This window comes from Micromonospora zingiberis, assembly GCF_004331455.1.
GTDB classification, from domain to species: domain Bacteria; phylum Actinomycetota; class Actinomycetes; order Mycobacteriales; family Micromonosporaceae; genus Micromonospora; species Micromonospora zingiberis.
This window is the reverse complement of sequence record NZ_SJJR01000003.1, coordinates 161,247-179,872: the sequence shown is the minus strand read 5'-3', so window position 1 is coordinate 179,872 and position 18,626 is coordinate 161,247. Positions and strand designations below refer to the sequence as shown.

Annotated in this window: 19 protein-coding genes and 1 pseudogene; 7 read left to right on the top strand and 13 right to left on the bottom strand. The window is 73.2% G+C overall.

Going from position 1 to position 18,626, the window contains the following annotated elements:
* Genes E0H26_RS06170 through hisC form a run of 3 tightly spaced genes read left to right on the top strand, consistent with a single transcriptional unit; the run spans nucleotide 1 to nucleotide 2,778 of the window.
* Complete coding sequence (locus E0H26_RS06170; RefSeq protein ID WP_131301851.1) at nucleotides 1–735, top strand: RDD family protein; 735 nt, start codon at nucleotides 1–3, stop codon at nucleotides 733–735.
* A gap of 22 nt (nucleotides 736–757) precedes the next feature.
* On the top strand, nucleotides 758–1,678 hold the full coding sequence (locus tag E0H26_RS06165; protein ID WP_131301848.1) for an RDD family protein: 921 nt from the start codon (nucleotides 758–760) through the stop codon (nucleotides 1,676–1,678).
* Nucleotides 1,675–2,778 (top strand): histidinol-phosphate transaminase, encoded by a 1,104-nt coding sequence (gene hisC, locus E0H26_RS06160; protein WP_131301845.1) that lies wholly within the window; start codon nucleotides 1,675–1,677, stop codon nucleotides 2,776–2,778. Before E0H26_RS06165 ends, hisC begins: the two co-directional genes overlap by 4 nt.
* Before the next feature lie 117 nt (nucleotides 2,779–2,895).
* Here hisC and E0H26_RS06155 read toward each other — a convergent pair whose 3' ends face one another.
* The 5 genes from E0H26_RS06155 to E0H26_RS06135 all read right to left on the bottom strand — a co-directional run bounded on the left by E0H26_RS06155 (nucleotide 2,896) and on the right by E0H26_RS06135 (nucleotide 7,229).
* On the bottom strand, nucleotides 2,896–4,143 hold the full coding sequence (locus E0H26_RS06155; RefSeq protein WP_131301842.1) for an outer membrane protein assembly factor BamB family protein: 1,248 nt from the start codon (nucleotides 4,141–4,143) through the stop codon (nucleotides 2,896–2,898).
* Between the two features lie 70 nt (nucleotides 4,144–4,213).
* Nucleotides 4,214–4,678: an SRPBCC family protein gene (locus E0H26_RS06150; RefSeq protein ID WP_131301839.1), complete on the bottom strand. Its 465-nt coding sequence runs from the start codon at nucleotides 4,676–4,678 to the stop codon at nucleotides 4,214–4,216.
* Between the two features lie 92 nt (nucleotides 4,679–4,770).
* Nucleotides 4,771–4,980 (bottom strand): DUF397 domain-containing protein, encoded by a 210-nt coding sequence (locus tag E0H26_RS06145; RefSeq protein ID WP_131302600.1) that lies wholly within the window; start codon nucleotides 4,978–4,980, stop codon nucleotides 4,771–4,773.
* A 177-nt stretch (nucleotides 4,981–5,157) separates the two neighbouring features.
* On the bottom strand, nucleotides 5,158–6,366 hold the full coding sequence (fahA, locus tag E0H26_RS06140) for a fumarylacetoacetase (protein ID WP_131301834.1): 1,209 nt from the start codon (nucleotides 6,364–6,366) through the stop codon (nucleotides 5,158–5,160).
* On the bottom strand, nucleotides 6,363–7,229 hold the full coding sequence (locus tag E0H26_RS06135) for a hypothetical protein (RefSeq protein WP_131301831.1): 867 nt from the start codon (nucleotides 7,227–7,229) through the stop codon (nucleotides 6,363–6,365). Before E0H26_RS06135 ends, fahA begins: the two co-directional genes overlap by 4 nt.
* An 86-nt stretch (nucleotides 7,230–7,315) precedes the next feature.
* Here E0H26_RS06135 and E0H26_RS06130 point away from each other — a divergent pair, with 86 nt between their 5' ends.
* A complete protein-coding gene (locus tag E0H26_RS06130; protein WP_131301828.1) occupies nucleotides 7,316–8,479 on the top strand; it encodes a homogentisate 1,2-dioxygenase in 1,164 nt (387 codons plus the stop codon).
* A 1,138-nt stretch (nucleotides 8,480–9,617) separates the two neighbouring features.
* Here the strand turns inward: E0H26_RS06130 and E0H26_RS06125 are convergent.
* From E0H26_RS06125 to E0H26_RS06110, 4 genes and pseudogenes are all read right to left on the bottom strand, one after another.
* A pseudogene (locus tag E0H26_RS06125) lies at nucleotides 9,618–10,244 on the bottom strand (tetratricopeptide repeat protein); the annotation flags it as partial.
* A 9-nt stretch (nucleotides 10,245–10,253) separates the two neighbouring features.
* Nucleotides 10,254–10,736, bottom strand: coding sequence for a 2-C-methyl-D-erythritol 2,4-cyclodiphosphate synthase (gene ispF, locus E0H26_RS06120; RefSeq protein WP_131301825.1), 483 nt, complete (start codon nucleotides 10,734–10,736; stop codon nucleotides 10,254–10,256).
* Nucleotides 10,737–10,752: 16 nt separating this feature from the next.
* Complete coding sequence (ispD, locus tag E0H26_RS06115) at nucleotides 10,753–11,448, bottom strand: 2-C-methyl-D-erythritol 4-phosphate cytidylyltransferase (RefSeq protein WP_131301822.1); 696 nt, start codon at nucleotides 11,446–11,448, stop codon at nucleotides 10,753–10,755.
* 56 nt (nucleotides 11,449–11,504) lie between these two features.
* Nucleotides 11,505–11,990: a CarD family transcriptional regulator gene (locus E0H26_RS06110; protein ID WP_007073334.1), complete on the bottom strand. Its 486-nt coding sequence runs from the start codon at nucleotides 11,988–11,990 to the stop codon at nucleotides 11,505–11,507.
* Nucleotides 11,991–12,404: 414 nt separating this feature from the next.
* Here E0H26_RS06110 and E0H26_RS06105 point away from each other — a divergent pair, with 414 nt between their 5' ends.
* Nucleotides 12,405–13,082 carry a hypothetical protein gene (locus E0H26_RS06105; RefSeq protein WP_131301819.1) on the top strand — a complete coding sequence of 226 codons (678 nt, stop codon included), beginning with the start codon at nucleotides 12,405–12,407 and terminating at the stop codon, nucleotides 13,080–13,082.
* Between the two features lie 27 nt (nucleotides 13,083–13,109).
* Here E0H26_RS06105 and E0H26_RS06100 read toward each other — a convergent pair whose 3' ends face one another.
* The 4 genes from E0H26_RS06100 to E0H26_RS06085 all read right to left on the bottom strand — a co-directional run bounded on the left by E0H26_RS06100 (nucleotide 13,110) and on the right by E0H26_RS06085 (nucleotide 16,848).
* Nucleotides 13,110–13,733, bottom strand: coding sequence for a hypothetical protein (locus E0H26_RS06100; protein ID WP_131301816.1), 624 nt, complete (start codon nucleotides 13,731–13,733; stop codon nucleotides 13,110–13,112).
* A 25-nt stretch (nucleotides 13,734–13,758) separates the two neighbouring features.
* Nucleotides 13,759–14,808, bottom strand: a complete 1,050-nt coding sequence (locus E0H26_RS06095) for a type III polyketide synthase (RefSeq protein ID WP_131301813.1) — start codon at nucleotides 14,806–14,808, stop codon at nucleotides 13,759–13,761.
* A 34-nt stretch (nucleotides 14,809–14,842) separates the two neighbouring features.
* Nucleotides 14,843–16,012 (bottom strand): acyl-CoA dehydrogenase family protein, encoded by a 1,170-nt coding sequence (locus tag E0H26_RS06090; RefSeq protein ID WP_131301811.1) that lies wholly within the window; start codon nucleotides 16,010–16,012, stop codon nucleotides 14,843–14,845.
* A 98-nt stretch (nucleotides 16,013–16,110) separates the two neighbouring features.
* Nucleotides 16,111–16,848 (bottom strand): methyltransferase domain-containing protein, encoded by a 738-nt coding sequence (locus E0H26_RS06085; protein ID WP_131301808.1) that lies wholly within the window; start codon nucleotides 16,846–16,848, stop codon nucleotides 16,111–16,113.
* A 46-nt stretch (nucleotides 16,849–16,894) separates the two neighbouring features.
* On the opposite strand from E0H26_RS06085, the gene E0H26_RS06080 reads away from it, so the two are divergent.
* Both E0H26_RS06080 and E0H26_RS06075 read left to right on the top strand, forming a co-directional pair.
* The gene (locus E0H26_RS06080) at nucleotides 16,895–17,734 is read left to right on the top strand and encodes a UbiA family prenyltransferase (protein ID WP_240742030.1); all 840 of its coding nucleotides are present in this window, start codon (nucleotides 16,895–16,897) and stop codon (nucleotides 17,732–17,734) included.
* A gap of 139 nt (nucleotides 17,735–17,873) precedes the next feature.
* Nucleotides 17,874–18,596, top strand: a complete 723-nt coding sequence (locus E0H26_RS06075) for a hypothetical protein (RefSeq protein ID WP_131301802.1) — start codon at nucleotides 17,874–17,876, stop codon at nucleotides 18,594–18,596.
* Nucleotides 18,597–18,626 lie beyond the last annotated feature (30 nt).

The window sequence follows — 18,626 nt, the reverse complement described above, 5'->3', positions numbered from 1 at the left end:
GTGACCCAGCCTTCGCCGTACCCGACGCCACCGGCCGGTGGACCGCAGCCCAGCGGCGTACCGGCCGGTGCGCCGCCGTCCGCCCCCGGTGGCGTCGCCTGGCCCGCCGGCCCCGCCCCCCTGATCCCGCCGCAGTACGCCCCGACACCTCCGGGTTGGGCGGGCCCACCTCCCCCGGCCTGGTCGGCCGGCCCACCGCCACCGGTGCTGGGACCGGGCGGGCAACCGCTGGCGAGCTTCGGCGACCGACTGCTGGCGTACCTGATCGACGTGGTGGCCGCCACCGCCGTCCTGCTGTTGCTGGTCATGCCGATCTTCCTGATCTTCACGCTCCAGCTCGTCGCCGGGATAACCAGCACCAACCCGGACGGGACGGTCGCCGAGCCCGACCCCGGCGTCTTCTTCGCGCAGCTCCTGCTGCCGATGTTGCTGATGCAGCTCGGACTCCTGGTGCTGATGCTGGGTTTCTACTGGCTCTACCACGTCGAGTACCTGAAGCGGACCGGGCAGACCCTCGGCAAGCGGGTGATGAAACTGCGGGTGGTACCCCTCGATCCGACCCAGACGCTGGACCGGCGAATGGCCGGTAAGCGGTACCTCGTGCAGTTCGTCGGCGGCTCGCTGGTGCCCGGCGGCAGCTACGTCGACGGACTCTGGCAACTGTGGGACAAGCCCTGGCAGCAGTGCCTCCACGACAAGTTCGCCGGAACGGTCGTCGTTAAGGTGTCGAGGTGAACGAGCGCAGTAAGGCCGCGACGTGAGTGTGGCACCCGGCTGGTACGTCGACCCCGCCGACCCGCAGACCCGCAGGTACTGGGACGGCGAGGGCTGGCTCGGCGCGCCCATCCCGGTCGACGCCACCCCACCCGAGGGCCCACCCCCGCCCGAACCCGAGCCCGAACCCGAGCCCGCGCCCAAACCGGTGACGCCGGCCAGCGGGCCCGCCGCCGGGCCACCGACATCCGGCCCACCCCCCGGATACCAACCGCCCGCCAACTGGCAGCAGGGGCCAACGCCGGGGCAGCCGGCCGCCGGGCCCGGCTACGGCCCACCCCCCGGCTGGCCGTACCCGACCTGGCCCGGCCGCCCGCCGGAACCCCGACCGCACGGTCTGCCGCTGGCCTCGTTCGGCGCCCGGCTGGCTGCCCGCCTGATCGACCTCGGCATCGTGTTCGCGCTCATCGTGGTGGTCACCCGCTGGTTCGTCGTCCGGCTCGTGGACGAGACCTCGGCGCCCATCAACGAGTTCGTGCGCCGCATCCAGGAGCAGGACCGGACGAGCGAGCCGCTGCCGGCAGCGGGCAACCAGACCGGATCGCTGATCGTGGTGATCCTGCTGATCGCCACCCTGCTCTGGCTGGCGTACGAGGTGCCGGCGATGGCGGCCAACGGGCAGACGTTCGGCAAGCGGCTGGTGGGGATCAAGGCGGTGCCGGTCGAGGCGGACACCCCGCTCGGCTTCGGCCGCGCGCTGCGCCGGTGGAACACCCTCGGCCTGCCCACCCTGCTCTGGTACTGCTGCGGCCTCGGTCTGCTGCTCCAGTTGATCGACGCGATCTCCCCCCTCTTCGACCACCCGCTGCGGCAGGCGCTGCACGACAAGCGGGCGCAGACCGTGGTGGTCAAGGTTCCCCGTACCCCCGTAGACCGCGCCAACCCACCCGGAGATGCCCCATGACCGACACCGGACGCCACCAGCCGGCGCTGCGGCTGACCCGCGCCGACCTCGACGCGCTGCCCAACTACGTGCCCGGCCGCAGCCCGGCCGACCTGGCTCGGGAGCTTGGCCTGCCGGAGGCCATCAAGCTGGCCAGCAACGAGGTGCCGTACGGCCCGCTGCCCGGCGTCGTGGAGGCGGTCGCCGACGCCGCCGCCGGGGTGCACCGCTACCCGGACATGGGGGTGGTCGCGCTCCGCCAGGCGCTCGCCGACCGGTACGGGGTCCACCCCGACCAGGTCGCCACCGGCTGTGGTTCGGTGGCGCTGGCCGAGCACCTGGTACGCGCCACCTGCCTGCCCGGTGACGAGCTGGTCTACGCGTGGCGGTCGTTCGAGGCGTACCCGATCATCGCGGCGACCAGCGGCGCGGCCAGCGTACGGGTGCCCAACGACGCCGGGCACGGGCACGACCTGACGGCGATGGCGGCGGCGGTGACCGACCGCACGCGGATGATCCTGGTCTGCAACCCCAACAACCCGACCGGCACCGCCCTACGTCGCGCCGAGTTGGACCGTTTCCTGGACGCCGTGCCGGACGACGTGCTCGTGGTGATCGACGAGGCGTACCGGGAGTTCGTCACCGATCCCGAGGTGCCCGACGGCCTGAGCTACGCCGACCGGCCCAACGTGGCGGTGCTGCGCACCCTGTCCAAGGCGTGGGGCCTGGCCGGCCTGCGGATCGGGTTCCTGGTGGCGCAGCCCCCGGTGGCGGCGGCGGTACGCAAGGTCGTCACGCCGTTCTCCACCAGCGCGGCGGCGCAGGCGGGGGCGCTGGCCGCACTGGCCCAGGCGGACGAGGTGCAGCGGCGGTGTGCGCTCGTGGTGGCCGAGCGGGAGCGGGTCACCGAGGCGCTGGGCAAGCTGGTTCCGGATGTGCCCGCCAGCCAGGCGAACTTCGTGTGGCTGCCGCTGGGCGACCGGGCAGTGGAGTTCGGCAAGGCGTGTGAGGCCCGGGGCGTGATCGTCCGGCCCTTCCCGGGCGACGGGGTACGGGTCACCATCGGCACCCCGACCGAGAACGACGCCTTCCTGGCTGCGGCCGAGTCGGCGCTGGCCTGAGTACGGCCACCGAGCTGAAGCCGGGCCGGTCCGCCATCCCCCTGCGGACCGGCCCGGAAGCCGTACGACCAGCAGCATAGTCGCTTTTGTCCGCTTTACGGCTAATTTCGGCCTTGGTCAGGTCGCGGCCAGGACCAACGGCTCCGCCGTGAAGTAGTAAGCCTGGTCGTCCCCGTCGGGATCGACCGGACGTCGCAACCGCTCCACCACGACGTATCCGTCGGCCGCGTACGCCGCACCCGGCGCCCAGCCCGTGCCGTCGGAGCCCACGTTCAGCACGAACCGGGACAGCTCCCGGCCGGCCGCCAGATCCAGCGTGACCAGTTCCCGCTCCTCGGTCAGCAGGTGCACCCGGCCGGGCTGGGCAGCGATCAGCCGGGCCGGCCCCACCGACACCCGCCAGCGTTCGGTGCCGCCCCGCACCGCGCGGCCGGTCAGCACCCCGTCCACCAACGTCACGGCCGTCCGGTCGACCAGTTCGGCGTCCGGTCCGTCGAGCACCGGGGCCGCGACCGGCTCGCCGGAGCCGAGCAACCAGCCCCGCGCCGCCGCGTCGCCGGGACCGGCGGTACGCAGCGCCGCGCAACCCGAGCCCGCGGTTGCGCAGCCGATCAGGGTCACCGTCAACTCGTCCCCGGAGGCCGGTGGGCGCCACCGGTCAGCCACCGCCCCGGTCGCCGCGTCGCGGAACTCGACCACCGTCGGACCGGCACAATCGTCCACGGTGAGCAACTGACCGGTGCTGCTGCTGCCGATCGGCTCACGGCAGCCCAGCCCCACCTCGGACCGCCAGAGCTGCCCGCCGCCAGCCAGGTCCAGGCCGTGCACCTCACCCGCGCCGGAACTCACCACCACGTCCCGGCCGTCCGTCCGGACCACCGCGAGCCCGCGCGGCTGCCAGACGATGGATGTCCCGGTACGTCGGGCAGCGGGCTCCCGGTCGGGCTCGGGGCCGTCCGCGCGCCAGGCGACCCGCCCGGTACCCGCGTCGAGCGCCACCAGGTGGCCGTCGGACCACCGGCTCACCACCGTCGTCCCACTCGCCACCACCGCGTCCAGCGTCGCCGGCCACCGCCGGTACGACCAGTACGGCGTGCTCCGGTGCCGGCCGTCGACCGGTCGGTCGGCATAGACCTGGCGCTGTGCCGCGTACACCCGCAGCCGGCCGTCGACGATCAACGGGGCGACCGGCAGGCGGCCCACCACGCCGGCCGGTGGGCTGCCGAGCGCGGGATAGTCACCTCGGGCGACGGTGCTGACCTCGGCCGGGGCCAGGACCCGGTACGCGACGAGCGCGAGCGCCGCAGCGACCCCGGTCGCCGCCACCACCGCCACGACCCGTCGCCGGCCCGTCGTCCACCCCATGCCGTACCTCCCCGCCCGGCACCCTACCCACCGGCGGGCCTACGACCTTGGGGAGGCCCGAGAGCGGCGGTCAGACCGCCTCGTGCCGGTCGGCGGCGGCGGCCAACGCGGCGATGTCCCGCCGCAGCACCTGCTCGGCGGTGCGGACGGCCAGCCCACCGAGCAACAGCGCGGCGGCCCGGCCGGCGGGCGCGGCCGGAAGGGCACGCACCGTCACGGCCACGGCGGCGTACCGGCGGCGGCGACGGCGCACCTCCCGCAGCGTCCAGGTGATCCGGTAGTCGACGCCCGCGCCGGGCGACCCGAGCACCAGCCGCCGGGGCGGCTCGGCCGTCAGCACGACGAACTCCTCGGTCAGCGAGTTGCCGTCCGGCCCGGTGCGGGTCTCACGCCAGGCGGTGCCCGGCCCGAACGGTCCCGGCGTCAGCACCTCGACCGAGCCTTCGGCGGGAAACGACCGGGGTAGCGCGGTCAGCAGGCGCCACAGGTCGGCCGCGGACGCCGCGACCAGCCCCTTGACCGCCACCGTCGACATGCCACCTCCGTGGCGTCGACGGTACGCCCCGTGAACGCGGTACGGGGCCCCCGGGACGGAAGATCCGCCACCGGAGACCCCGATGCTCTCGGTCAGCGGGCGAAGCCACCCGCGCGGATCGCGCCGACGAACGCGCTCCAGCCCGACGGGCTGACGACCAGCGCCGGCCCGGTCTGGTCCTTGGAGTCACGTACGCCCACCACACCGTGGAGACGGGCCAGGTTGTCGGCCACCTCCACGCAGAGACCCTGGTCATTGGAGCGGCTGCTGGTACGCCAGACCGCGCCCACGAGATCGTGCATCGTCGTCATCTCCCTCGGCTTCGACATGCCGCCACCCGCGACCGGACCGGCCGGAACGGGGGGCACCGGTCGGCCCGGCGCGGCGTGGCGACGGAATTTTCCGAGGCGATCAACGATCACGGTGACGGGCCTTGATCGCACAGCCGGTGCGATCGCGTCGGGCCTGTCGGATAGGGGTCAGCAGGCCGGCCTGATCGTGCCCGTAACCTCGCCCAACTCGATGGTCGCGCCGTCCGGTCCGGGGGCGGTGGCGGTGATGGTCACCGTGTCGCCGTCGACGAGGAAGGTGCGTTCCGTCCCGCCCACCGTCACCGGCTCGGCCCCGCCCCAGGTGAGTTCCAGGAACGAGCCGACCTGGTCGCGCCGGACACCGGAGACGGTGCCGGAGGCGTAGAGATCACCGGTACGCAGCGCGGCGCCGTTGACGGTCAGATGGGCCAGTTGCTGGGCCGGCGTCCAGTACATCCCGGCGAACGGCGGCTCGCTGACCCGCTCGCCGTTCCAGCTCACGGTCAACCGCAGGTCCAGGCCGACGTGCGGTTCGTCGCGCAGGTAGTCGAGCACCTGCGGATCCTGCTCCGGCGCCGCGACGTACGCGTGCCGCAGCGCGTCCAGCGGAGTCACCCAGGCGGCGATCGAGGTGGCGAACGACTTGCCCAGGAACGGGCCCAGGGGTTGGTACTCCCACGCCTGGATGTCCCGGGCCGACCAGTCGTTGACCAGCACCACGCCGAAGACGTGGTCGGCGAAGTCGGCGGCGGCCACCCGGCTGCCGAGCGGACTGGGTACGCCGACCACGAACCCGACCTCGGCTTCGATGTCGAGGCGGGCCGACGGGCCGAAGACGGGCCCGTCCTTGCTCGGCCGCTGACCCTGCGGGCGTAGCACCGGGGTGCCGGAGACGACCACGGTGCCGGCCCGGCCGTGGTAGCCGATCGGCAGGTGCTTCCAGTTGGGCAGCAGCGGCGGCTGGCCGGGGCGGAAGATCTGGCCGACGTTCGAGGCGTGCTGCTCCGAGGAGTAGAAGTCCACGTAGTCGGCGACCTCGAAGGGCAGCTCCATCCGCACCTGGTCGAGTGGGACCAGCAGCGGTTCCACGGCCGCCCGGTGGGCCGGGTCGGTGAGCAGTTCGGTGATCCGCTGCCGTACCGCCGTCCACTGCGGTGCGCCCAACGCCAGGAACGTGTTGAGCGTCGGCTGACACAGCGCCCCGCCGGCCAGCACCAGGTCGGCCGCCTCCGCGCCGGCCAGGTCCAGGACGACGTCTGCGATGCGTACGCCGATGCGCGGCTCGCCGGCACCGACCCGGAACACCCCGTACGGCAGGTGGTGGATCCCGAACCCGGAACCGTCCGCGCCCGTCACCCAGCTCGCTCGCGCACTCATGCCTGACAGCCCCCGTTCACCAGCCCCAGCCGGATCAGATCGGTAAGTGGTTCCACGATGCTGCACGAGCCGAATCCCACCCACAGCGGACGCGCCAGCTCGTGCCGACCGTCCAACTGCTGCACCAGCGGTCGCTCGTCGCGGACGGTGAGCAACTCGGCCACGGCGTCCGCCCCGGCGCCCTCGGCGGCGGCCAGCGTCGCGGCGAGGACGTTGGCGAAGCCGTGATGCGTGATGCCGGTTTCCGGGTCGGCCTGCCGCACCGCGTGGTGCAGCCCGGCGGTCAGCTTGAACGGCAGATCCCGGTCCCGGCAGGCGCAGATCACCGCCGCCAGTTCGACGGGGGTGGGAAACAGCTCGGCGGCCAGCCCGCCGGTGCGGAACTTGGCGGCGACCGGCAGACCACGGCCTCTCGCCTCGGCGAGCGCGTCCAGTGCCCCCATCAACCCGAAGGTCAACGGGATCTCGGCGGAGACGGCGACCCCGTCCAGCCGGTCGGCGAGCCTCACCAGCTCGGCCAGGCCGGGCTGCGGGTCCTCGCCACGCTTGGCGACCGGCGCCTCGATCTGCCGCACGGTCACCCGGAGCGGCGGCAGGAACGACAACGCGAAGGGCAGTCGGTCGATGCCGGTGTCGCCGATCAATCCGATGGCGAACTCCTCGGCGGGGTCGACCAGGCCGTCCAGCTCGCCTGCGGTCACCGTCGACGCCGGCAGCAGCAGGGGGCCGACGAGGTCGGCGTACCAGGCGGCGCGATGCCGCCGGTGAGCGGCCACGGCATCGGGCAACGAGGCGCTACCCGGCGGGAAGACGGCGGCATCGTCGACCAGACCGGCGACGAGCGCGGGCAGCTGCGTTGACACGAGACAAGAATGTACGGGACGCTTCAAGAAGCGGACAACAGCGTCCGATAATCGGACGCAACCGAGCGGGTGACCGGGAGGGCGACATGCCGTACTACCGCAGCGTCGGCGAACTGCCACGCAAGCGCCACACCCAGTTCCGGCAGCCCGACGGCAGCCTCTACACCGAGGAGCTGATGGGCCAGGAGGGCTTCTCGTCCGACTCGTCCCTGCTCTACCACCGGTACGCCCCGACCGCGATCGTCGCCGCCGAGGAGTTCACCCCGCCCGCCGTGACCCGGCTGCCGAACCTGCCGCTCAAGCCCCGGCACCTGCGTACCCACAAACTCGACGGCACCGGGGCCGACCCGGTCCTCGGCCGGCGTTACCTGCTCGCCAACGACGACGTACGGATCGCCTACGTGCTGGCCGACCGGCCGTCCCCGCTGTTCCGCGACGCCACCGGCGACCAGTGCCTGTACGTCGAGGCGGGCACGCTGCGGGTCGAGTCGACCTTCGGCGTACTGGACGCGGTGGCCGGCGACTACGTGATCATCCCGACCTCGACGGTGCACCGGCTGGTACCCACCGGCGACGCGCCGACCCGGTTGCTGGCCATCGAGGCGTCCGGCCACATCGGCCCGCCCAAGCGCTACCTGTCCGTACGCGGCCAGTTCCTGGAACACTCGCCGTACTGCGAGCGCGACGTCCGGGGGCCGGACACGCCGCTGCTGGTCGACGGCACCGACGTCGAGGTGTTGGTCCGCCACCGCCGTGGTTGGACCCGCCACGTGTACGCCAACCACCCGTTCGACGTGGTCGGCTGGGACGGGCACATGTATCCGTGGGCCTTCTCCATCCACGACTTCGAGCCGATCACCGGCCGGATCCACCAGCCGCCGCCGGTGCACCAGACGTTCCAGGGACCGAACTTCGTGATCTGCTCGTTCGTGCCCCGGAAGGTCGACTACCACCCGGACGCCATCCCGGTCCCGTACCACCACCACAACGTCGACTCCGACGAGATGCTCTTCTACACCGGCGGCAACTACGAGGCACGGCGCGGTTCCGGCATCGAGCAGGGCTCCATCTCGCTGCACCCGTCCGGCTTCACCCACGGCCCGCAGCCCGGCGCCGCCGAACGCTCCATCGGGGTCGACTTCTTCGACGAGCTGGCCGTCATGGTCGACACCTTCCGCCCGCTCGACCTCTGCGACGCCGCCGCAGACTGCGAAGACGACGCCTACGCCTGGACCTGGTCCCGCCGCTGAGAAGGAAGGGCACCTTATTAACGCCTCGCGTAGTAAAGGGGCCCCCTGTTAACGCCCAGCCCCCACCGCATCAACGCCCAGCCCCACCGCTTCCATAACGGCACTACCGGGTGCCGTCGGCGTTTTCGCGTGCGGCAGGGTCTGCCGTGCCTCAGGCCACCGGGCGGGAGACGATCATCAACTGGGCGACGGTGGCGATGCCGATGGACAGCACCAACGGCCAGGGACTGCCGACCAGGGCGTAGAGCAGGATCAAGGCGGGCGCGGCGGCTGCCGCGTAGACGGCCAGGACCAGCGGAGGGTCGGTACGCCGCAGGACGGGCAGGATGGTCCGGGTCAGACCGGGCATCCGGGAGGCGTGCCGCCAGAGCACCATGCCGCCTCCGGCGGCCGCCACCACCGCCATCAGCCGGGAGAATCCGGAGCCGGTGGTGGCCGAACAGGCGATCACGATGGCGGCGACCATCGACCAGCCGGCACCCCAGAGCACGAACTGCCGCAGGGCCGCTGGCACCGGACGGCGTGCCACGTACGGGCCCATGTCGGCCCGGCTGGCGTCCACCGGCCCGCTGCCGACCTGACCCGACCCGAACAGCTCGGCCCCGCGCCGGTCCGGCTGCTCCCCACCGGCGGGCTCTGGGCGACGCTCACCGGCAGCGGCGTCCCAGCCGTCAGCCGGCCGCCCCGGACCTTCCGGCCAACCCTCCGCAGGCCAGCCAGCCCGCCCGCCCGGCCTATCGGTCGGCCCACCCGGCGGCGGGTGGCCCTCGCCCGCCCCGCCCGGCTTGGTGGACTCCCCCGCCGGCCAGCCCGGCCCGGTGGACCCTTCGCCCGGCTTCGTGGGCTCCCCCGCCGGCCAGCCCGGCGCGGTCGGCCACTCGCCCGGCTTCGTGGACTCCTCCGCCGGCCAGCCGGGCCTGGTGGACCCTCCGGCTGCCCCACCCGGCTTCGTGGATTCGTCCGCCGGCCAGCCCGGGTTCGGCTGCCCCTGGGTCGGCCAGCGCGGATCAGTGTGCCCCTCGGCCGGCCAGCCGGGTGCGGTCGGGCGATCCGGATCATGCCGGCTCGGATCGGACGGGGTTCCGCCCGGTGAAGGTCCGCTGGTCCGGCGGGGGTCGGTCGGGGGCAGAGTCGGCACGGCCGCCTCGGCCAGGCGCTCCAGCGTCGCGCTCCAGCGCCGCTGTTCCAGTCGCAGTACGCCGACGTCGTCACCCGCCTCGGCCAGGCGCGGGTCCAGCCGCAGCGCCTCCCGGTAGGCCCGCTCGGCAAGATCGAACATCTGCATGTTCGCCGCCACCAGGCCGAGCACCAGATGCGCCTGGGGCTCCTCGGGCGCCAGCTCCACCGCGTGCCAGGCGGCGTTCAACGCCGGCTGACCGTTCCGGGAGCCGGCCAGGATCGCCGCCGCGCTGCGTTGGGCGTACCCGTCCTCCGGGCCCAGGGCCAGGATCTCGTCGGCGGTACGTGCGGCCTCGCCGTACCGTTCCAGATCGCCGAGGGCCAGACCACGCAGGACGAGTGGGGGGACTTGACCGGGTGCGGCGGCAATGGCGGAGTCGGCGGCGGCCAACGCCTCGACGGGGCGGCTGGCGGCGAGGTGCACCCGGGCCAGCATGATCAACGTTTCGGTGTGGGTGGGGTCGAGGGCGAGCGCGAAGCCGAGTTCACTGGCGGCTTCGTCGTAGCGGCCCAGTTCGGCGAGGAGGGTGGCGCGCTGGAGGTAGCCGTCGGCGGCGGGCGGGTCGGCGGGGACGTCGGCGGACATCGCGCGAGCCTAGGCGCTCGGCTGCTCGTACACCAGGGCCACCGCGATGCCGGCGAGTCCCTCGCCGCGCCCGGTGAAGCCCAGGCCGTCGGTGGTGGCGGCCGACACGGTGACCGGGGCGCCGACCGCCTCCGACAGCACCCGTTGGGCCTCCTCCCGGCGTGGGCCGATCTTGGGCCGTACCCCCACCACCTGCACGGACACGTTGCCGATGGCGAAGCCGGCGGCACGGACCCGGCGCGCGGACTCGGCCAGCAGCCGCACCCCGCTCGCCCCGGCCCATTCCGGCTGGCCCACCCCGAAGTTGGCGCCGAGGTCGCCCAGCCCGGCGGCGGAGAGCAGCGCGTTGCAGGCGGCGTGGGCGGCCACGTCGGCGTCGGAGTGCCCGGCCAGACCGTCCTGGTCCGGCCAGTGCAGGCCGGCCACCCAGCAGGGTCGCCCGGCCTCGAAGGCGTGCACGTCCGTCCCGATGGCCACCCGAGGAACGATCATGAATCGAGGGTACGCGTCACTCACCGGTCGCCAGCAAATGCTCGGCCAGGGCGAGATCGAACGGGCGGGTGATCTTCAGGGCGTGGTCTGAGCCGGCCACGCAGAACACCGGCACGCCCTGCTTCTCCACCAGGCCGGCGTCGTCGGTCAGCGCGTCGTTGGCGGCGGCATGCGCGGCGGTCAGCACCGACCGGCGGAAACCCTGCGGCGTCTGCACCGCCCGCAGCGCCCGGCGGTCGACCGTGCCGAGCACCAGCTCGCCCGCGTCGACCTCCTTGATCGTGTCGACCACCGGCAGCACCGGGATCACCGCGTCGTGGCCCGACCGCACCGCAGCCGCCACCGACTCCACCAGCGCGGGTGGGGTCAACGCGCGGGCCGCGTCGTGCACCAGGACGATGTCGGGTCCGGCGGGCACGGCGGCAAGGGCGGCGGCCACGGATGCCTGCCGCTCGGCCCCGCCCGGTACCACGGTGACCGGGGCGATCGGGGCGAGCAGCTCACGCACGGCCGCGACCTCGGCGATCGGGGCGGCCACCACGATGGTGTGCACCGACCTGGCGGCAGCGAGCCGGCGGACCGCGTGCACCAGTAGTGGCTCTCCGGCCAGCAGCCGCAGCGCCTTCGGCCGGCCGGGGCCCAGCCGTACGCCGGCACCGGCCGCAGGCACGAGGACCGCGACGTCACCGCGCGGATTCAGCTGCGCGGTCACGTCGCGGTCCTCGATGGTTTCTTCGCTACGAAGTGGGTACGACGATGCTGTGCGGACTAGGCCTCGGTCAGCACCTTGTCGAGCAGCGTCTCCGCCTCGTCCTTGGTGCTCTTCTCGGCCAATGCGACCTCACCGACGAGAATGTCGCGGGCCTTGGCAAGCATCCGCTTCTCGCCTGCGGAAAGACCCCGCTCCCGCTCCCGGCGCCACAGGTCGCGGACGACCTCGGCCACCTTCAGCGGATTGCCGGAGGCCAGCTTCTCCAGATTCGCCTTGTAACGCCGCGACCAGTTGGTCGGCTCCTCGGTGTGCGGAGCCCGGAGAACGTCGAAAACCTTGCCGAGACCCTCTTCGCCGACCACCTCGCGCACACCCACGATCTCGGCGTTCTCGGCCGGCACCCGGACCGTCAGGTCACCCTGCGCGACCCTCAGGACGAGGTACTGCTTGGGCTCGCCCTTGATGACCCGAGTCTCGATTGCCTCGATGAGTGCGGCCCCGTGGTGGGGGTAAACAACGGTCTCGCCGACACTGAAAACCATAGGTTCGAAACCCCTTTCGCTGTGTCTAGGGTAACACGCTCAGGCACCGATGTCTCACCGCTGGCCTGACCGTTGGCGCAGCTCAGGGGCCCTGTGAGAGGTATTTCTTCGGCTTGACAGATGGCCGAGCCACTGATTCGACCACGCTCTGTAATCTGGAGATGACCCCTCGACACGGACGACGAAACGCCATGATCGCCGGACCTGTCCGCCGATGATCAGTACGACCGCCGATGATCAATACGTCTGCGTCGGCCACCCAATTACGCCTACGTCACTTGATCAGGGGCTTCGTACCCACCCCATGATATCTCGCCGTGCCTGAGTGTGGGCAGCGGTAGCGAGACCGCGCGCAGTGCGGGACGCTGGAGAAGCGCCACTGTCCGCGCACCCGCGAAGCTCCAGGGGGTCGTAATGGGCAAGGCTGACGCCGACGGTCCCGGGCTGCCCGACCTGCCTCCCGAGTGGGGCCGGCTGGTCGTACCGGACGATGCTTCCGCGCTGGCCGAGGAGGCCGAACAGCTCCGCCGCGAGCTGCGCCTGCGGGTGGTGCGCCAGCCCCGCCGGTGGCGGCCGTTCACCGTGCCCGTGCTGGTGCTGCTCATCGCGGTCATCGCGGCGGTCGCCGGCCTGGCCACCGTCACCTGGACCCGGGCCGGCCGCACCCCCGGGCCGGCAGCGAGCGGGCCCGACCCGGCACCGGCCCCGCTGACCGGCCGGGCGCTGCCCGCGCTGGATCTCGTCGACGCCGGACAGTCGCCGGTACCGCTACGCGGGCTGCTGCCGGCGGTGGTGCTGCTGGTGGACGGCTGCGCCTGCCCGCAGCGAGTCGCCGAGGCGGCCGCGGCGGCACCCGCTGGCGTCAGCGTCGTCACCGTGACGGCAGGAAGCCCGCCCACGGCACCGGTGGAAACGGACGTACTGGCCCTCGGCGACCCGGCGGGCGGCCTACGCGCCTTCCTGCACCTGCCCGTCCACCCCGACGCCGTGACCGTCCTGCTGGCCGACCGCAGCGGCCGGATCGTCCTGGTGGTCGCCGAGGTTCATACGATCGCCGACTACCAGGCCGAGCTGGCCACCCTCGCCGGCTGAGCCCCGCCCGACCGGCCGGTACGCGGCTCAGGACCGGGCGACCAGGCGGGCCACGAGTTGCAGCGGTGCCGAACCGGCAGTGGAGAACGACACCTGCACCGGGGCCCCGCTGCCCGTCATCTCCGTCGTGGTCACCGCGCCGTCGCAGCCCACCGTCAGCGGGTCGGCCGCGCGGGCGCCGACCACCGTGACCAGCAGCTCTCCGGGGCCGGTGCAGCTGAACATCAGCAGGTGTCGCTCGTCACGGCCGATCCGGGCCGCCCGAACCACCGCCGTGCCCTCGCTGAGCGACGCGCGCTCGGTCCACACCACGTCGCGGCGGCTGCCCTCCCGTCCCGCACCACGGGCCGCGTCCCCGCCTGCGCCAGCGGACTGGAGCACCGCGCCGGTGCGCGGATCCACCAGCACCGCGCCAGTCGCCGAATCGAGCACAAGCGAGGAGGCGCCCGGATCCTGCCGGAACATCGTCCCGCTGACCGGATCCTCCTGCCAGTAGGTGGCCAGCAGGGAACCGTCCGACGCGACCCCGACACCCGTCGGAGCCGGCGCCGGGGCCTCGGCCCGCCACCACCAGCCACCGACGACCAGCGCGACGACGCCGACCCCGGCAAGCAGGGCTCCCCGCAACCGATAGCACGGATCGACGTCCACCCTTGAAGGGTAGCCGCCCCACCGGTCAGCCGTGCCGTTCCAGCAACACCGCGTAGAGGGTCAGGCCGGGGCCGAAGGCGAGCATCACCACCCGGCGCGGCGACGGTGCGGCCCGCAACAGCCGGTCGAGAATCAGCAGCACCGTCGGGGACGAGCAGTTGCCGTGCTCGGCCAGGGTTTCCCGCGACGCGGCCAGGGCGGCCGGAGCCAGGGCCAACTCCCGCTCCACCACGTTGAGGATGCGCGGTCCGCCCGGGTGCACGGCCCAGCCATCCACCTCGGACAGACCGGTGCCGTGCCCGGCCAACACCTCGTCGACCAGGCCCCGGACGTGGGTCGAGAGCACCTGCGGCACCTTCGGTGACAGTCCCATCCGGAAGCCGGTGTCGGTCACGTCCCAGGTCATGTGGTCGGCGGTGGAGGAGTCGGTCACCGAGGTGACGGAGCGGATCGCGTACCCACGGCCCCCCGGGACGACCACCGCGGCGACGGCGGCGTCCGAGAAGAGCGCGTGCGAGACGATCTGCTGGGTGTCCACCCGGGCCGACGACGGCTGTAGGTGCAGGCTGGTCAGCTCGGCGCAGAGCAGCAGCGCCGGACGTCCCCGCGCGGTCACGAAGTCGCTCACCGCACCCAGCCCGGGTAGCGCCGCGTAGCAACCCATGTGGCCCACGAACATCCGCTGGGTCGACGGGGCCATACCCAGGTCCCGGGCGAGCAGGATGTCCAGCCCCGGCGTCGCGTACCCGGTGCAGGAGCAGACGACGAACAGCCCGATGTCGCCGGCCGCCAGGCCGGCCGCGGTCAGCGCCCGCCCGACCGCCTCCTTGCCCAGCGGCAGCGCCTCGACCTGGTAGCGGCGCATCCGCCGCTCGGTCGGCCAGTCGGAGACGTCCTCGATCAGCGGATTCACCGCAGCCTGCCGCCGGTCGACCCCCGAGTTCTCGAAGATCCGCTGGGCGAGCGTCCGGGTGGTGCCGGAGAAGTGCCCGGAGAAGAACTTCTCCCACAACTCATGCTGCTCGGCCGAGGGCGGCGATGCCGTGCCCAGGCCCGCGATCACCGGTACCGACACGTTGCCACCCTCTTCCTGCTCGGACTCCCCACCCTCACCAACGAGGCGCCGATCCCTCGCGGTCCGGGTCACCGCCGAGAGCGGCGACGCCCAGCCAGTCCGCGCAGACGTCGGAGGTGGCCGGATGCAGCGATCCGCACCGGGCATCCCGGTAGAGCCGCTCCAACGGGTGGCCACGTCGGGTGGCGGAGGTGCCCGCCGCCTCCAGCATGGACGCGGCCACGTCGGCGGCGGTCGTACCGGCCAGCAGCTTGGCCCGCCACACCCACCGGTTGGTCTCCGGGTCACCGGGTGCCTCGTCGACCCGACGGGCCGCCTCGGCCACCGTCAACTGTGCCGCCGCGACGGTGGCGTCGGCACGACCCAGCCGGGCGCGCACCGCCGGCAGGCCGGCGAGGTTGCGGGCGTTCAGGTGTTCCGCCGCCGCGTCGATCGCGGCCCGGGCCACCCCGACGTAGACGGCGGCGTAGCTGGCCACCAGCCAGTGCGGCATGAGCTGGGCGACCACCAGGGCCAGCCCCTCCACCCCACCGAGCAGCCGATCGGCCGGGACGGTGACGTCCAGGTGCAGGTCGTGCGAGGCGGTGGCCCGCATGCCCAGCGCGTCCCAGGTCGGTTCGACGGTCAGGCCGTCCCCGGCCGGGACCAGGAACTGCGAGACCACCGCCGGGTCGGCCGCGCTACGGGCGGCCACCAGGTAGCCGTCGGCATGACCGGCGCCGGAGCAGAAGGTCTTGCTGCCCTTGATCCGCCAACCGCCGTCCACCGGCTCGTACACCGTGCTGAGCTGGGAGAGCCGGGCGCCGGCGCCGCGCTCGCTCATCGCGACCGCGTACCACGCCCCCTCGGCCGCCGCCCGCAGCAACCGGTCCCGGGCGGCAAGTGCCTCCTGCGGTACGCCGAGCGCCTCGGCCAGTTCCTCGGTCACCGCGCCGAGCGCCCCGGTGACCGAGGCGTGCATGTTGAACACCAGCGCGGTCGCACCGTTACCCCGGCCCAGTTCGGTGGCGACCGCCGCGTACTCGGCGAACGTCGCGCCCGCGCCGCCCAGCTCGTCGGGGACCATCAGCCCGAACAGCCCGGCCTCGCGCAGATCGGCGAAGTCGTCCGCCGGGAACGAGCCGTCCCGGTCATGCTCGGCGGCCCGAGCCGCCAGCCGGGGCGCCAGCCTCCGGGCCGTTTCCCACGCGCTCCGCCCGCTCATGCCGGCACTCCGTGCCGCCACGAGGTACGGCCGCACCCGACGATCCGCTCGCTCATGGAACCCCCTTGTCGCACGTCCCATACCCCCACCGGGATCCGTTACCCGCCGCGTACCCCCCAGCCCTGGTAGAGCACGGCGGTAGATCTGGTCGGCACGATCCGCGGCCGCTCACCGGCGGGCGTGGTGACGCCCCGGGCCTGTCGTACCAACCAGCGCAGCAGGCCGGGTACGCCCGGCCGCAGACCCCGGATTCGCAGGTCGACCCCGTGCCGGGCGCACTCGGTGCGCAACTGCTGGTCGTCCACGAACAACCGTGGGTCGTGGATTCCACGCGGCACCGTGGGCAGCCGCTCGGCGATCCGGACCGCCACCAACCGGCTCAGCGCCGTGTCGTTGAGCGTGTCGAGCACGAGCAGGCCGCCGGGACGCAGCAACCGGCATGCCTGCGCGACCACGGCACGCCAGTCCGGCACGTGTTCCAGCAGTTCACCGGCGGCGACCACGTCGGCGCAGCCGTCGGCGAGCGGCACCGCCGTGGCGTCCCCGTTGAGCACGGTCACGCCGTGCCTGGCCGCCTGCGTCAGCGCCGACCGGGTCAGGTCCACCCCGACGTGCCGATAGCCCTTGCCGGCCAGGTGCGGTGCGAGCAGTCCGGCGCCGCAACCGAGGTCGACCAGGAGCGCACCGGGGCGGGCGGCGGGCGGTACCAGGGCGGCCCGGGCCTGGGCCAGCCAGTGCAGCATGGCGAACGCGCCGTCCGGCCGCCACCATTCGCCGGCCAGGTCGTCGTACTGACGCGGGTCGTTGCGGGGCAGGCTGAGGCCGGCGTCACGCATGGCACCGAGCGTGGCACGACTAGCCGGTAACGACCAGACTTCCGTTATGTCGTCCACGGTGTTAGGGCTGGTCAGAGCAAGCCATCCGGAGCCGACCGCGGCAGTCACCACAGTGGCCGGCCTGCTCGCCGTCGGCGTCGGGCACCCGCCCGGCGGCATCGCCACGGTGATGCTCACCGTGGCGGCCAGCCAGTTCGCGGTCGGCTGGACCAACGACCTGGTCGACGCCGACCGGGACGCCGTGGTCGCTCGCGCCGACAAACCCGTCGCGGCCGGTCTGGTCAGCCGGCGCGTGGTGGCGGTGGCCGCCGTACTGGCCGCCATCGCCACTGTGGCGCTGGCCCTGACCACGAACCCGGCGGCCGCGTCGTGGGCGACGATCGGACTGGTTTCGGCCCTGCTCTACGACTGGCCCCTGAAGTCGACGCCGATCTCGGTGCTGCCGTACGCGATCTCCTTCGGCGCGTTGCCCGCCTTCGTGGTGCTGGCGCTGCCCGACGCGCCGGCCCCGCCGGCCTGGTTGGTCGCCGCCGCGGCCCTGCTGGGCGCGGGCGCGCACTTCGCCAACGTGCTGCCCGACTTCGCCGACGACGCCCGGACCGGGGTGCGCGGGTTGCCGCACCGGCTGGGCCCGGCGGGCAGCCGGTGGGCCGCCGTCGGGCTCCTGCTCACGGCGACCGGCACGCTGGTACTCGGGCCACCGGGGCCGCCGTCGGGCGTGGGCCTGGCGGCGGTCACCGCCGCCGTGCTGATCCCCGCCCTCGCCTGGTACGCCGGCCGCACCGCCGACCGGGCCGGCGCTCGTCCGGTGGCCGTCTTCCGGGCGATGATGCTGGTCGCCGTGATCGATGTCGTGCTGCTGGTCACGAGCGGTCGGCTGGTGTGAGCCTCACCCCGGCAGGTGGCTGCACCGGGTCGGCGTGCGGGCCACGATCAGCTCCAACTACCCTGGAGCGCGGTCTGCGCGGGCATGGCCAGCGGGTCCGGCGGCGTAGCCGGGTGTGATCGTGACGAGGAGGACCGACGTGACGCGCTCGATCAGGGGTTCCCGGCGGGCTGCCGTACTACTGCCCGGGATCGCGGCGGCAGCGGCGCTGCTGCTGTCCGGGTGCGGCGCCGGCCAAATCTCCGAAACGGCCAACAAGGTGCCGTCGATCCAGGGCGTCAACCTCCAGGCCGCCGACGGCAAGTACGGCGTGCGGAGCGTACTGGTCGCGTTCCCCGGCGTCGAGGGCTACCGGGCCGGCGACAACGCGGTGCTGAACGCGGTCTTCTACAACGACTCACAGGAGCCGGTCACCGTGACGGTCACCTCGCCGGACGCCCGTGACGTGGTGCTCACCACGGTCCGTGCGGCGACCAGCCCGTCGCCCACCGGCTCGCCCTCGCCGACCGCGTCCCCGTCGCCGGAGGAGTCGCCGGAAGGCCCCCCCTCTCCGGACAACTCCCCCTCCCCGGACAATTCGCCGTCGCCCAGCCCGACCGGGTCGCCGGCCAGCGAGCCGGCCCGGATTCAGGTCCCGCCGCTGAGCTACGTGCAGCTCAACACCGAGGGTGACCGGGTGCTTCAGCTCGTCGGGCTGAACGCGGCCGTGCGCCCGGGCCAGAGCATCACGCTGAACTTCGACTTCGGCGGGGGCGACCGGATCACCACCCCGGCGCCGATCGCCGTGCCGTTCACCCCGGCACCGCCGCCGTCGCCCATCATCGAGCGCCACACCGGGTACGAGGACGAAGGCGGCCACTGAGCCCCGAGCGACAGAATTCCGGCGCCGCCG